The sequence below is a fragment of the Lacibacter sp. H375 genome, from assembly GCF_037892425.1.
GTDB lineage: Bacteria > Bacteroidota > Bacteroidia > Chitinophagales > Chitinophagaceae > Lacibacter.
This window is the reverse complement of record NZ_JBBKTT010000001.1, coordinates 4,156,380-4,170,418: the sequence shown is the minus strand read 5'-3', so window position 1 is coordinate 4,170,418 and position 14,039 is coordinate 4,156,380. Positions and strand designations below refer to the sequence as shown.

12 protein-coding genes are annotated in these 14,039 nt (G+C 40.6%); all 12 read right to left on the bottom strand.

Annotated elements, in window-relative coordinates; all coding sequences use genetic code 11:
• Positions 1 to 20: 20 nt before the first annotated feature.
• The 12 genes from WG954_RS17815 to WG954_RS17760 all read right to left on the bottom strand — a co-directional run bounded on the left by WG954_RS17815 (position 21) and on the right by WG954_RS17760 (position 13,965).
• Positions 21 to 734, bottom strand: coding sequence for an SDR family NAD(P)-dependent oxidoreductase (locus WG954_RS17815; protein ID WP_340438158.1), 714 nt, complete (start codon positions 732 to 734; stop codon positions 21 to 23).
• Between the two features lie 7 nt (positions 735 to 741).
• Entirely contained in the window at positions 742 to 1,656 is a 915-nt protein-coding gene (locus WG954_RS17810) for a DMT family transporter (RefSeq protein WP_340438157.1), read from the bottom strand.
• Between the two features lie 76 nt (positions 1,657 to 1,732).
• The gene (locus WG954_RS17805; protein ID WP_340438155.1) at positions 1,733 to 2,914 is read right to left on the bottom strand and encodes an MFS transporter; all 1,182 of its coding nucleotides are present in this window, start codon (positions 2,912 to 2,914) and stop codon (positions 1,733 to 1,735) included.
• Positions 2,915 to 3,031: 117 nt separating this feature from the next.
• Positions 3,032 to 4,333 carry a radical SAM protein gene (locus WG954_RS17800; protein WP_340438154.1) on the bottom strand — a complete coding sequence of 434 codons (1,302 nt, stop codon included), beginning with the start codon at positions 4,331 to 4,333 and terminating at the stop codon, positions 3,032 to 3,034.
• Between the two features lie 61 nt (positions 4,334 to 4,394).
• Complete coding sequence (locus tag WG954_RS17795; RefSeq protein WP_340438153.1) at positions 4,395 to 4,991, bottom strand: hypothetical protein; 597 nt, start codon at positions 4,989 to 4,991, stop codon at positions 4,395 to 4,397.
• 121 nt (positions 4,992 to 5,112) lie between these two features.
• Positions 5,113 to 6,018 (bottom strand): DUF5777 family beta-barrel protein, encoded by a 906-nt coding sequence (locus tag WG954_RS17790; RefSeq protein ID WP_340438152.1) that lies wholly within the window; start codon positions 6,016 to 6,018, stop codon positions 5,113 to 5,115.
• A 21-nt stretch (positions 6,019 to 6,039) separates the two neighbouring features.
• Positions 6,040 to 6,603, bottom strand: coding sequence for a YceI family protein (locus WG954_RS17785; protein WP_340438150.1), 564 nt, complete (start codon positions 6,601 to 6,603; stop codon positions 6,040 to 6,042).
• A gap of 9 nt (positions 6,604 to 6,612) precedes the next feature.
• Entirely contained in the window at positions 6,613 to 7,083 is a 471-nt protein-coding gene (locus tag WG954_RS17780; RefSeq protein WP_340438149.1) for an OB-fold protein, read from the bottom strand.
• A gap of 10 nt (positions 7,084 to 7,093) precedes the next feature.
• Positions 7,094 to 7,453 (bottom strand): hypothetical protein, encoded by a 360-nt coding sequence (locus WG954_RS17775; RefSeq protein WP_340438148.1) that lies wholly within the window; start codon positions 7,451 to 7,453, stop codon positions 7,094 to 7,096.
• Between the two features lie 10 nt (positions 7,454 to 7,463).
• Positions 7,464 to 8,177 carry a c-type cytochrome domain-containing protein gene (locus WG954_RS17770; protein ID WP_340438146.1) on the bottom strand — a complete coding sequence of 238 codons (714 nt, stop codon included), beginning with the start codon at positions 8,175 to 8,177 and terminating at the stop codon, positions 7,464 to 7,466.
• A gap of 303 nt (positions 8,178 to 8,480) precedes the next feature.
• Positions 8,481 to 9,608 (bottom strand): efflux RND transporter periplasmic adaptor subunit, encoded by a 1,128-nt coding sequence (locus tag WG954_RS17765; RefSeq protein WP_340438145.1) that lies wholly within the window; start codon positions 9,606 to 9,608, stop codon positions 8,481 to 8,483.
• A 10-nt stretch (positions 9,609 to 9,618) separates the two neighbouring features.
• On the bottom strand, positions 9,619 to 13,965 hold the full coding sequence (locus tag WG954_RS17760; protein WP_340438144.1) for a CusA/CzcA family heavy metal efflux RND transporter: 4,347 nt from the start codon (positions 13,963 to 13,965) through the stop codon (positions 9,619 to 9,621).
• Positions 13,966 to 14,039: the final 74 nt, after the last annotated feature.

Genomic DNA, 14,039 nt, shown 5'->3' with positions numbered 1-14,039 from the left:
AGAAAATGTTAGCAGTTGACTTAAAGCTTTTTATAAATAGAATAAGGCAGCCATTTAAATAACCATGCAACAATAGCCCAACGTTTGGTGATCTGCACTCTGCGTTTTTTCTTTTCGATGGCCTCGATCATTTGCGTGGTGGCTTTCTCAAGCGGTGCCATCCAGAATAATTTATTGCCTTTGGCCATATCGGTGAGAACAAACCCGGGTTGAATATCTGTCATATAGATCGGCAACTTCATGCGATAAGCTTTAATACTTAGCGCCTCCATATAATTACTCATGTAAGCTTTGCTGGCACCATAGGCGGGGGCCCAGCTGTTACCAAGATAAGCTGCAATAGATGAAATGGCAGCAATTTGTCCATGCCCTTGTTTTACAAAATAGTTGAAGGCATAATTAGTTGTTTCAGCAAAACCAATTACATTGATGAGCGTGGTTTTTTTATCCATCGCCCAATTCAATTCCTTACTTGCTTCTCCATATCCGCTGTTGTAAATAAACAGGTCCATGCCTTGCAATTGTTCAATTAATTCTTCCAGATGAACAATGTTTTCGTTGCCTGTTACATCAAATGCTGAAGTAAAAGTCTGTTGCGGATATTGATGTTTTATCTCATCGAGTAAGTGTGAACGTCTGCCTGTAATGCCAACGCTATGTCCTGCTTTAAGATATCGGAGAGCAAGTGCTTTGCCGATACCGGATGTTGCACCAATGATGATCACTTTCTTCATCAGCCAGTTATTTTCGTTTCAACAGTACACTGTTATCGACGGCAAGTCCTGCAACGATCAACAGGAAACTGATGATGTGAATATAACTTATTTTTTCGCCAAGAATAATGACCGCTTCAATACTGCTGAAGATGGGAATTAAGTTGCCAAACAAAGCTGTTCTGCCTGCACCCAATTCTTTAATAGAACGGTTCCACATTAAAAAAGAGATTACAGATGTTCCCAATCCGAGGTAAAGAATCACTGAACCTGTTTGCCAGGTCCATTGCACAGGCTTTACATAAGAAGATTCAATAAAAAAGGCAGGAATTAATAGGGCGGTGCCGATGCAAAACACAAAAAACAAAAATCCAATTGCTGAGATTTCTTTCGGTTTTTTGCGTGCAAGAATATTGTAAATGGCGAAGCTTAATGCTCCGAGTAAAACCCATCCATCGCCTTTGGTAAATTGAAGATGCAGCAGGTTCTCAAAGCTCCCTTTACTTAGCAGGAACAGGATACCCGCAACGCATAACACAATGCCAACGATGCGTCTCCATTGAATATGTTCTTTCAAAAAGTAATGCGCCAATATTATGGACATGATGGGAGAGGAGGTAGTACCAATCAACGCCAGGTTGATTGCTGTTGAACTATGTCCGGCGATATACACAAAAGTGTTGAAAAGGCTGATGCCAGTTAAGCCCGTCCAAAAAAAATAAGCTTTGTTTTGTTTAACGATCAGCCACGACGGTTTGATATGTTTCCACGCAATTGGCAATAGAAGAATGCAGGCGGTAAGCCAACGGAAAAAAGCCAGGGTAACCGGAGGGATGTCATTAATAACAGCTCGTGCTACGATAAAATTGCCACTCCAGATGATGGTGGCAACAATGGCAAGAACAATCCCAAGTAAAATATGGTTTTGGCTGGCTGGCTTCATCGACCAAATATAAATGCAGCAAAGTGCAAGCATTGGTGCTGGAGAACTTATTTCATATGAAAAATAATGCTTCTGTTTAATTAAATGTCTTCTGCTTCAGCAGTGGCCTTAATTTCCATAATCCAAACAAAGGTCCCGGTGCAAGGATCAATAACACATAAGGTGATTGCATGAATTGTTCGAACAAACGATTCAGCACATATACGCTTACAACAGTAATGGAAAATCCAATACAGGTAACGATGGTTAAGGCTGAACCTTTGTTTTCTGCTACTGCTGTTTGCGCAACAATAGAGGAGAATTGCGGTGAATCAGCCACCACGGCAAAGCCCCATATCAATAAAAAGAAAAGAAATAAAAACGGAGGCATGGCAAAACTGAAGATGGATAACACGCAACAGCAAAACGACACTAACATGCCTGCGTAGGCTACTTTTGCACTTCCTTGTTTGAGTGTGATATAACCACCGGCCACGCATCCAACTGCACCCGCTGCAATGATGATGAATGACCAGATCGGCACATTCAATGCAGGGTCATTTTGTTTTGCATAAAGACCAAGGATCACAGGAACAAATGCCCAAAACGCATACAACTCCCACATGTGACCAAAGTAGCCGAATGATGCTGCACGGAAGTTTGGAAAACGAAAACTGTTTTTAAATGCATCAAACGAATAGCTGCTGCCTTTTTTATAAAATGGCCCACGTGGTACAAACAGGAAAATAATAAGTCCACCTGTAGCTGCAACTGATGAAGTAACCATCAACACATGTTTCCAGTTATAATCCCAATCGGCTTGTTTTAGCAAATGCGGAAATGCAGTGCCCATCACCAATGCTCCAACGAGATAACCCAATGCTTTACCCAGTCCTTTTTCGTACCACTCGGCGGCTATCTTCATTCCAACAGGATAAATACCTGCAAGGAAAAATCCAACAAAGAATCTTGATGCTACTAAAAATAAAAAATCCTGTTGAGGTAACAGGATAAGCAGGTTGGCAGACGCCGCTAACAACGATGAAATAAAAAATACAACCGATGGTTTAAACCGATCAGCAATAGCGGTGATGGCAAATAAAAACGTACCGGTGATAAAACCAATGAGTACTGATGATGTAACGATCGCTAACCCGTCTTGCTGTAATTGAAATGATTTGCTGATCTCTGTAAGAATAGCATTGCCGCTGAACCATAACGATGTGCCTGCAAATTGCGACAGCACAATGAGTGGTAAGATATGGTTGGGGCGTTGCATGAACTGAACATGAACTTACGGAATGTAAACTGAAAAACTAAGGGTTGCCAACTTTTTAAAAGTTGACAACCCTGTTATGAGTGTTGGTCTGATGGTTTTCAACCGTGCCGGCCATGTTTACCAATGTGCAAAATCAACCTCGTAATTTCCTTTGATACGTTCAATCGGCGGATTGAAATAACCATGTTTCAGATCAGGAAACTCTTCTCTGATCAATTCAATGAATTGTTTTACACCGAGTATTTCACTCGTTTCAGTAATACCAAGCTTACCGAGATACCAATCAGGATCAATATTGAAATTGCGCCACTGGATCATTTTCAGTCCTGTTTCTTTGATCAGTTTTCTTAATGCTTCATATTCTTCCACGCAATCGGTGATACCGGGAAATACAAAATAGTTGATGCTCGTCCAGCCGCCATAGCTGTTCATCACTTTTAAGCTCTCAACGATATCTTCAAATTGATAATTATTAGGACGGTAGTATGCTTCGTACACATGCTTGCGTGCACTGTTGGTACTTACACGAATAGAATTCAAACCCGCTTCACACAACACTTTTACGGCATCAGGTTTTGATCCATTCGTATTAATATTGATACTTCCTTTCTGTGTATGCTTGCGCATTTCAATAATTGCATCACGCATGGTTTCCCACATCAACAATGGTTCGCCTTCACATCCCTGTCCAAATGAAACAATAGGATATGGCGCTGTTTCTAAATGCGGAACAGTAAACTCTACAATTTCTTCAGGAGTTGGTTTAAACGTTAAACGATCCTGCGGACTTTGAATATGTTCTTCCTGTGGCTGAAACGAAATACAACCAATGCAATTGGCGTTACAAGCAGGTGAAACAGGAATAGGGCATTCCCAACGACTCATTGCAAAATTTCTTGCTGCCGGACAATTGTACGTATTGCAGCAATTCTCCATCAAATGTTTTACAAGACGATTGTGCGGATAGGTTTTAATGAGATGCTCAGCACCTGTTTCAATTTTCTCATCGTTGTAACCAGCACATTCCTGGCGAATGTCTTGTTCAATGCGAATGGCGGGAACGTAAAATTTATCATCATGCCAGCCAACCGCTGTATAACAGAAAAGCGGGAGTGTGTCAGCGCCAGGCTCACATTCAAATGCGGCAATAAACAAACTGGTATGTGCCGGAGGAATAAACGCAGCTACGGCCCAACCTTTTTCGCACAAACGCATTTCACCCGTCTCTACATCAAGACCAATGCCTTTGCGGTCGGGTAATTCGTAAAGATTGCCGCCATCCGGCAGTTCCATCCAGTTATCAAGATCAATCGGAAAAGCATCCCACGCTTCACGACCTACTGCGTAAAGTGAAGTGTCTTCAAAAATATTTCCGTTCCCGTCGGAGTAAAGTAAATAAGGAGAATGTTCTAATGCCATAGAGAATTGTCAATTGTGAATGGTGAATGTGCGGTTTGGCTGATTCACCATTGACCATTCACTATTCACTTTTCAGATAATGTCTGCAAAATTCGTGAATTTGTTCCAGTTCATCGAAAGCAATTGCTTTTTGGAACTCAAAACGGAGGGTTTTATTACGGTTTGTGTGTATGGTAATGCTGTGAGGCAGAGCTTCCAGCTGCTTTATCTGCTCCCAATCCAGTTCTTTATCCTTCGGGAAATTGGAGATAGTGACGCCCAAATGATGCACTGCAACCCGTTCGCTGTTAATGATCTTGCGTTCGCAATGAAATACATAATAGTACATGCCCGTAGCCAGCGACATTAAAACCGCCGTGATCCAAGCCTGGTCGAGTCCCGCCAAAATAGCTAATCCGCCAAATACCACTACTTCAATAAGACGAAACATAGCATTGAGCCGGGTTGATTCTTCAGCAAAACCACGCATAAATGCCAGCGCAATTACATCGATACCAATGATGATTTCACAGAAAGCGGTAATTCGGTTGTCCATCCTTATTTCATAAATGGCCGCTGCAATAAAAACGGTACCGGCAAGGAAATGAAGGATAGGGCTGATCTTTTTCAGATTACTATAAGCAGGATGCACAATTGAGACGGAAAGTGGTGATACCATAGCAGTAGGTTTTGATGTGAGATGCCGTTCATAAAAAAATCCACACAAAAGGTGCGGATTTTTTTATAAAGCCGGAAAAATAATCTGTTTTAGTTTACTTAAAAAATAACGGCTTGTTCTTTCAGCTATCTGTTTTTTGTTTCTTTTTCAACTGAAACACTCTCGATAAATTAAAACCGAACCTGATCTCACCTTTGCCCCAGCGTGTTGTCGTTTCATTGATAAAGGCTCTCTCATTCATGCCGGTGGCATTAGAAAAATGAAGTTGAAACACGTGACCGCCGGTTTCAATATCAACTCCTATTGACAAAGGATGATAATTAATGCCCTGCTCTATACCATTAAACGAGTGGAAATAATCACCTGTGAGTGCAATGCGTTTCGACAATTTCAACCTCGCACCTGCACCGAGTGCAAATACATCGTTCGGTTGTGTGTGCATTGCAACAAGATTTGTGTGAACCATTGTTGGCGTTAATTGCAGCGTAAAACGTTCAGAGAATTTTCTTCCAAGTATGAGTTGGTAATAATAGGCGAGGCGTGAAGAAAAATAATTCTTAATCGTTGGATCGGCCCATGGAGAAGTATTCATGGTAATGCCCGCTGCAATAGCGATGGTCATTGGAAAACTGTTGCTTCCTGTTGACTGCATAACGGGTGCGTATTTGAAATAACCATCAAGTTCTTTTTTGTAGGTGCTTCTGCCAACACCAATCATGAGGTTACGAAACAATCCAAAATCAAATCCCATGCGCATACTGGCCTGGTCTAATCCAAAGAAGTTTTTATATCCCAGATCAAGCTGCCCGAAGCGATGCAGTATGCGGAAGTCCATAGTGCCGGGAGAAAGAAATTCCATCGAATGTCCATTGATCACCCTTGTTGATTTGAATGCAGATTTAATGAATGTCTTAGTTGCGCTTCCCGAATCAACAAGACTTAAAAGATCTTCGGTTTCCTGTGCTTTTGCTTTGAACGAAAACATCAGGAAAAGTAAAGCAACTGCGAAATAAGTTTTCTTTTTCATGTTGATTGAAGAATGAGTTGTTTATTTAGCAGGTAATGGGTCGAGCAAACAATTCACAACGATTTTTGCAGTCTTGGAAACTTTATCTGCAACTAAACCGGGTATGGTAATTTTGTAATCGGCAAGCAGAACAGTAAAGACAGATGTTGCAGCGATCTTGCCATTTTTGACAACAAGCTTTCCATTTGCTTCAACATCTTTTGTAATTCCATGCATGGTTAGTTTTCCTTTTACAGAAACAGTGTAATCGCCATTGGTTGTATAATTAACACTGCTGTTGTTGCTGATCATCCCTTTGAATTCCGATTTAGGGAATTGATCACTTTCAACATAGTTTTCATTGAAATGTTCCTGCATTAAAGCACGTTCAAACTCAAAACCTTTCATGGTAACAGAGAATTGCAGATTACCGGTTTTGGTATCAAGCACACATAAAGTGCTTTTGTGAGTGCCTTCAACCTGTTCGGGAGAGCCGGGCGAAGTAGCGTCGAAATTGATCTTACCGGTTTTAGTAAAATATTTGTCCTGCGCAGAAACAATTCCCGTAAGGAATACAACAATCAGCAAACAAAGTATCTTTTTCATATGAACATTTTAATGTGAAGTAGTTTCTTTTTGAACGATGATGCACCTGTTCAGTAATACATCAGAACCAAGTCCCAGTTCATCTGCGTTAAAACCTGTGCAAATACCTTTAACTGTTATGGGGATGTTGATCTGCAGGTTATTTTTCTCAATAGCAAACAGCGTATCAATGCTGCATCTCACAGACGAAGGCAAAACAGGGTTGCCTAAAACAACAGTATAGTTTCCCTTATCATCAACGTCGATGGTTTTTAACTGCCCTTCAACCTGCAGTACTTTACCGGCATATTTTTGTGTAGCTGCTTCTTCATTTTCTGTAAACTCCTGGATCAATGCCTCAGTTGTTAGTTCAAATGCAGCTTCAAGATTGTCAACATTTTCTGTTTTCCGGTTATACTCCCTGTAAGCATAATAAGCGCCTATTGATCCAACGATAATAATAAGAAGGAGAATGATCCTGAAAATCGGTTTTCTTTTCATATTGTCTTTATTAATTAGCAGGAGTTCCTGCATCGATCCATTGTTTGATAATTGCAATTTGACAGTTAGTCATTTTCGCTGCGCCTTTTGGCATTGCTGAATAACCTGCCGTATGACTGATGCTTCCATAAAGTTTTCCGTTTGTTGCAAGAGTTTTGTCAGCGGAATAAGTACCCATCATTATACCACCGCCAGATGAGGCACTCAAATGGCAGCTGTAACAATGTTGTTGCAGCAAGGGCACAACTTTTTGCGAATACGATGTTGCAGTGGTATCACAAACGCCACTGGCAGGATATAAAAGATCTGCAGCATCGTAATAACAGGAGCTGCTGAAAATGAGTAAAACATAAATGATGATCCGCTTCATACTTTTTTGTTTAGTTGTTGAGCATGCCTGCATCGATCCATTTTCTGATTTGTTTTATTTCACATTCAGGCATTTTTAATCCGCCTTGCGGCATTGGAATAAAACCAGCTGACCAATTAATGGATCCATAGAGTTTGCCATTTGAACCAGCGGCTTTGATTGCTGTATAAGTTGACAGATCAATTCCTCCTCCCAATGAAGCAGGATTATGACAGCCCTGGCATTTGTTCTGAATTAAAGGTTTGATGGCTGTGCTGAATTTATAATCAGTTGTATCGCATCTGTCGCAGGCGTTATTTTTTGCACCCTGATTGATCCATGTCCTGAGTTTTGTTACTTGTTCAGTTGTCCATGCCGGCATTGGAGGCGGTGGCATACGTTCATTATCTGTTTTAATGATTGTTTTATAAATCTTACTTTCTGATGCATTTCCTGCAACGATATAATTTTTGATATTGTTGTAAGTGGACAAATTGATTTCCTCTACATGAGTAATGGCATCATGACAACCCGCCATCGCACATGTTGAGCTGATGAGCGGATAAATATCATTCGCAAAATAAACGGAGTCAGTACTGCAAGTACGACCAACGGTGCCGGGTATACCAGAAACACCACCGGGATTACCATTATCAGGCGGCACTGGAATTTGATGTTTGCATGCATGGAAGAAAAAAGTACAGGCAATACCAATTATACTCCCAAAGCGCATTGTTTTTTTCATGTGCTATGTGGTTATAGTTACCGAAATAAAATTCCAATTACCAGGCAGCAAACTGCAGTGGTATTGACTTTAAACAGAAATAGAAATTGGTGGGGAGTGTTTCAATCTTTATACGCTGGTACACAGTTTTTATTGTACACGGTATGTTTAGATTTTTATAAAGGTACAACAATATATAAATGAAGTAATCCAATGTGACTTATGTCACATTGGATTGTATGTTGTCAATGGCAGGATGCAAATCATTTTTGATTTAGATCCTGCCGTTAAAAAGTATGGAACGATGTGCATAATAATCTAAGATCAATCTTCTGTTTTATTCTTCAGGCTCATCAATAGTGTGTAAGCTCCTTTACCTACTACTAGTTTTTGTTGCAAATTTTCTGTATTCAGTATTTCAGTGAATCCGTTTTCGGTAGCGCCCGGTTGTATTTCCAGCAGCTCAAATGTTTTATCCGTCTTTTTAACGAATATGTATTGTTTGTTTTCAAAACGAACCACAGCATCTTCAGGTAAAACCCAAGCGGCTTTATTCTGTACTTCAATATCTGCATTCATGTAAGTTCCGGGGATGAGTGTTTTATCGTAGTCATCAAAATGGCAATGCACTTCTGTGCTGCGGTCGGGCCCCAGGTCTTTTCCAATTAAGATGATATCACCATGATGTTTGATGCCGGGATCATTATTGGTATAAGACACAAGTTTCTGCCCGATAAAAAGTTTATTCACATCCTTTTCAAATACGGTCAATGCAAGATGTATATCGGTTGGGTTGATCAATTCAAATAAAACATCAGTAGGTGCAACATACTTGCCGATGTTCACATTTACTTTCGATACATATCCAGCAATAGGGGAGTGCAGTTGAATACTGCGGGTGATCGTTTGCTCTGTAAGTTGATTGGTGTTGATGCCGGCCAGTTTCAGTTTTTCTCCCAATGCACTGATGAGTATTTTCTGGCTTTTAAATTCTGATTCAGCCTGTTGATATACTTTATCGCTGCTGGCTTTGCTTTCGTTCAGTTCTTTTTGACGCAGGTATTCCGCTTCTGTAAAACCGATCCTTGCTTTAGCAGTTAAATAATCTTGCTGCAACTGAATGTATTGCTGATCTTCAACAGTAGCGATCACTTCACCTTTCCTTAAATGCATACCGGGCAACAACTTTGTTGATTTCAGATAACCACCCAACGGCACGCTGATGGAAACTATATTCTGCGGCGGCACATCAATTCGTCCATTGAGTTTTAAAATTGAAGAGACAGAACGTTGCTGCACCTGCACCAATTCAAGTGCTGCATTTTTTAATTGAGCATCAGTAAGTGTGATGCTTGTTTCTTGAAGTGTAGGCGTTTCTGTTCCTTGTGTTTTATTCTTACTACTACAGGCAAACAACAGCAGAAGTGATATAGACAGGATTGAATATTTCATGATCGTTCGTTTATTGGTTGTTGTAATAGTTGAGTTGAATAATGCTTTCGTTGAGATTCCGCACTGCATCAAAATAATCGTTCTTTACAGCCGTGGCTTGATTCACCAGCATAAACCACTCGAGGTAATTGATTAAACCGCTGCTGAATTGTTTGTTTGCAGTTTCAATGATAAGGGAAGCATTTTTCAATCCCGTGTTTTCAAAATAAGTGACAGTTTCGTTATGCTGTTTATACAATGCAAGCGTTTTCTGATAATTGCTTGAAAGTGTTTGCAGGCTGATGGCTGTTTGATTAGCAGCAATCTGCTTACTGAACTGCGCACTGTTGATCTTTGCTTTTTGTGCTCTGGCAAAAACAGGAATGCCAACTCCTAATTGTACCGATTGAAAACGTTTTGCACTACTGTAATATTTATCATCGGCACCAATACCTTTAATACTTGTACTGAAAACTCCCAATGAAAGTTCAGGCAACAGTTTCGATTGTTCTGCTTCAATGGTTGCATCAGCAATGCGTTCCTGCTGCTGCGCAAGTATGATCGATGGATGCGAACTGAACTCAGCACTTATGATCTGAACAGGCATCTTCAACGTTTGCACCGCAGGTATAAAAGCAGTAGTTGTATTGAGCAGTATCTGAAATTGTAATTGCAATACAGCTTTATCGTGTTGCAGTTGTTTGCGTTGGATATTTATTTGCCCCAGTTGCGTTTCTGCAGTTGCTTTTTCCAGGATATTGCTTTCACCTTTTTGTAAACGTAGTTCGGTACGTTTGTAAAAATCAGTAAACAGGCTGTCGGCATATTGCAGCAGTTTTTCTTTTTCCTGCAGCCATGCGAGTTGATAAAAAACTGATTGCACCTGTTGCTTCAATTCTTTTTCTTTTACTGCTGTAAAAAGCGAACTGTTTTTCCATTCTTCCCGTAGCAATTCTTTTTGGGTGTTGTACACTTTTGGAAAACTGAAGCTTTGTGATAAGCCAAACTTTGTATCAGTGTAAATGCTGTTGAATTGTCCTGCCTCAGCATGCACAGTTGTTTGCGGCACAACCGAAGCTGATGGTATGAGTAATTGTTTGTATTGCGCAACTAATTGCTCATTCTTCAAAATTAAATTATTTTTTACTGCTGTGTCAATTGCTGCCTGCAGGCTGATTGGTGTTTGTGCAGTTGCTGTCCCATGCAAGAAGAACAACAATAACAAAATACTTAACGGCACACTGTTTTTTTTCTTTTTCATTTTGATTCCTTTTTCAAAAATGATATAAAGCACAGGTAATACAAATAAAGTGAGGAAGGTGGCAATGATCAAACCTCCAATTACAACAGTGGCGAGTGGGCGTTGTACTTCCGCACCTGCACCATCGCTTAATGCCATTGGTAAAAAACCAAGCGATGCAACAGAAGCTGTCATCAACACCGGACGTAACCGGATCTTGGTGCCCATTAATACAATCCTTCGAACATCAGTTAAACCTTCTGTCCGCAATCGATTAAATTCAGCGATCAGTACTATGCCATTTAATACAGCCACACCAAACAACGCAATGAAACCAATACCTGCACTGATACTGAACGGCATCCCACGCATCGCAAGAAATAGAATGCCGCCGATAGCAGATAACGGAATAGCTGAGTAAATGAGTAATCCTTGTTTTACAGAACCAAAAGCAAAATAGAGTAATACAAAAATGAGCAGGAGCGAAACAGGTACAGCGATCATCAGCCGCTGTTTAGCTTCATTCAAATTTTCAAATGCACCACCGTAGGTTATATAATAGCCGGCAGGTAGCTTTAATTGTTGTTCTGTTTTTTTCTGTAATTCGTTCACAATACTTTGCACGTCACGACCACGAACGTTGAAGCCAACAACAATCCGTCGTTTGGCATCTTCACGTTGGATCTGATTTGGGCCTTCTTTAATTTCTACATTCGCCAGTTGATATAACGGAATCTGCGAACCTGATGGAGTAGGGATGAGCAGTTGCTGAATATCTTTTACGTCTTTTTTCTGATCGCCTTTTAAACGTACAACAATATCAAAACGCTTTTCACCTTCAAACAACATACCCGCACTTTGCCCGGCGAGAGCAGTATTGACAACTTTGTTTATATCAGCAATACTTAAGTTGTATTGTGCAATAGCAGCACGGTTGTATTGAATAATGATTTGTGGTAAACCATTCACGGTTTCAACATACAAACTCTTTGCACCTTCAACAGTGTTAATGATCTTCCCGAGTTTTTGAGCATAATGTGCCAGCGAATCAAGATTTTCGCCAAAAATTTTACATACTACATCCTGTCTTGCGCCGGTCATCAATTCATTGAAACGCATTTGTACCGGATATTGAAAACCTGTGGTAATGCCGGGTACATCTTTCAATGCATCACCCATTTTTTCTGCCAGTTCATCAAAGGTTTTGGCTGAGGTCCATTCATCTTTGTCTTTTAAGATCACCATCAGGTCACTTGCTTCCATTGGCATTGGATCGGTGGGTACTTCACCACTCCCGATCTTAGTAACGATTTTCTCCACTTCAGGAAATCTTGTTTTAAGAATGTGTGCTGCTTTCTGCGTGTAATCAATTGTTGTTTGCAGATTGCTTCCGGTCAATACTCTTGTATCAATCGCAAAATCACCTTCTTCGAGTGCAGGAATAAATTCGCCACCAAGTGAACGGAGGATCAGGATTGATGATGCAAACAATAACAGCGCCGCTGCTAGAACAGTCTTTGGAAAGTTGAGTACTCTATCCAATGCAGATTGATAGATGCGTTCAAGCCAGATCATAAATTTATCTGACAGGTTTTGTTTATGATGAATTTTCTTGCTGAGGAACAACGCACTCATCATAGGTATGTAAGTGAGCGAAAGAATAAATGCTCCGAGCAATGCAAACGCAACTGTTTGTGCCATTGGTTTGAACATTTTTCCTTCAATGCCCTGTAACGTGAAGATGGGTAGATACACAACGAGAATAATGATCTGTCCAAACACTGCACTGTTCATCATCTTACTCGCACTGTGATTTACCTCAGCATCCATTTGTTCACCTGTTAACCGATAGGTGCTGTTGAATTTCTTACTATGACTTAATTGGTGCATCACCGCTTCAACAATGATCACTGCACCATCAACGATCAAACCAAAATCAAGGGCACCCAAACTCATCAGGTTACCACTCACACCAAACATATTCATCATGATAACAGCAAACAACATCGCCAATGGAATAACGGATGCTACCAGGATACCTGCCCTGAAATTTCCAAGAAACAATACAAGTACAAATACAACGATCAATGCTCCCTCCAGCAAATTAGTTTTCACTGTACCTATTGCATGGCCCACCATTTTTGTGCGGTCGAGAAATGCTTCAATCTTAACGCCTTCAGGCAATGTTTTTTGTATTTGTTCAATACGGTCTTTTACATTCCTGATCACCTCGCTGCTGTTGGCACCTTTCAACATCATTACAACTGCACCCGCCACTTCGCCTTCATCATTAAACGTCATGGCACCATAACGTGTAGCATGACCAATTTTCACTTCTGCAACATCATGGATAAATAAAGGTGCACCGCTGTTTGTGCGTTTGATGGAGATGTTGCCAATATCCTCCTGGCTTCCGGCAAGACCTTCACTTCGTATATACAGTACCGTTGCACCTTTTTCAATATAAGCACCACCGGTGTTCTGGTTATTTTTTTCGAGTGCAGTAAATACATCGCTGATGGTGATGTTATAAGAGAATAGTTTTGCCGGATCAATTTCAATACTGTACTGTTTTAATTTTCCGCCGAAGCTGCTTACTTCAGCAACACCCTGTACACCTAACAGCTGACGACGCACGATCCAATCCTGGATCGTGCGTAACTCCGTTGCATCGTATTTATTCTCGTAACCTTTTTCAGGACGAACAACGTATTGATAGATCTCACCAAGTCCCGTTGTTACCGGCGCAAGTTCAGGTGTGCCGATCTCTTTCGGAATAATATCTTTTACTTTTTGCAAACGTTCGGCTACCTGTTGGCGTGCCCAGTACACATCGGTTTTATCATCAAACACAATTGTTACAAGTGATAAACCAAAACGGGAGAAACTCCTGATCTCCACTAAGCCGGGAATATTATTGTTTACCTGCTCAATAGGAAAAGTGATGAGCCGTTCAATATCTGTTGCTCCATACGAAGGCGCAACGGTAATTACCTGCACCTGGTTATCGGTAATATCCGGAACAGCATCAATGGGCAGTCTTGTAATTTCATAACTACCATAGCCAATAAGACCAATGATGAGTAACCCGATAATAAGTTTGTTTTTTACGGAAAACCGTATAATGGCATTCAGCATTACCTGTTTTGTTTAGAGCATAAGTAATACAGCAATAACCTTTCTTTACTTCAAGAAAAGCTAACTGAAAAAAT

Excerpts from the sequence above, each read along its gene's own strand:
- WG954_RS17815 (WP_340438158.1), bottom strand. The coding sequence starts at position 734 with ATGAAGAAAGTGATCATCATTGGTGCAACATCCGGTATCGGCAAAGCA.
- WG954_RS17810 (WP_340438157.1), bottom strand. The coding sequence starts at position 1,656 with ATGAAGCCAGCCAGCCAAAACCATATTTTACTTGGGATTGTTCTTGCC.
- WG954_RS17805 (WP_340438155.1), bottom strand. The coding sequence starts at position 2,914 with ATGCAACGCCCCAACCATATCTTACCACTCATTGTGCTGTCGCAATTT.
- WG954_RS17800 (WP_340438154.1), bottom strand. The coding sequence starts at position 4,333 with ATGGCATTAGAACATTCTCCTTATTTACTTTACTCCGACGGGAACGGA.
- WG954_RS17795 (WP_340438153.1), bottom strand. The coding sequence starts at position 4,991 with ATGGTATCACCACTTTCCGTCTCAATTGTGCATCCTGCTTATAGTAAT.
- WG954_RS17790 (WP_340438152.1), bottom strand. The coding sequence starts at position 6,018 with ATGAAAAAGAAAACTTATTTCGCAGTTGCTTTACTTTTCCTGATGTTT.
- WG954_RS17785 (WP_340438150.1), bottom strand. The coding sequence starts at position 6,603 with ATGAAAAAGATACTTTGTTTGCTGATTGTTGTATTCCTTACGGGAATT.
- WG954_RS17780 (WP_340438149.1), bottom strand. The coding sequence starts at position 7,083 with ATGAAAAGAAAACCGATTTTCAGGATCATTCTCCTTCTTATTATTATC.
- WG954_RS17775 (WP_340438148.1), bottom strand. The coding sequence starts at position 7,453 with ATGAAGCGGATCATCATTTATGTTTTACTCATTTTCAGCAGCTCCTGT.
- WG954_RS17770 (WP_340438146.1), bottom strand. The coding sequence starts at position 8,177 with ATGAAAAAAACAATGCGCTTTGGGAGTATAATTGGTATTGCCTGTACT.
- WG954_RS17765 (WP_340438145.1), bottom strand. The coding sequence starts at position 9,608 with ATGAAATATTCAATCCTGTCTATATCACTTCTGCTGTTGTTTGCCTGT.
- WG954_RS17760 (WP_340438144.1), bottom strand. The coding sequence starts at position 13,965 with ATGCTGAATGCCATTATACGGTTTTCCGTAAAAAACAAACTTATTATC.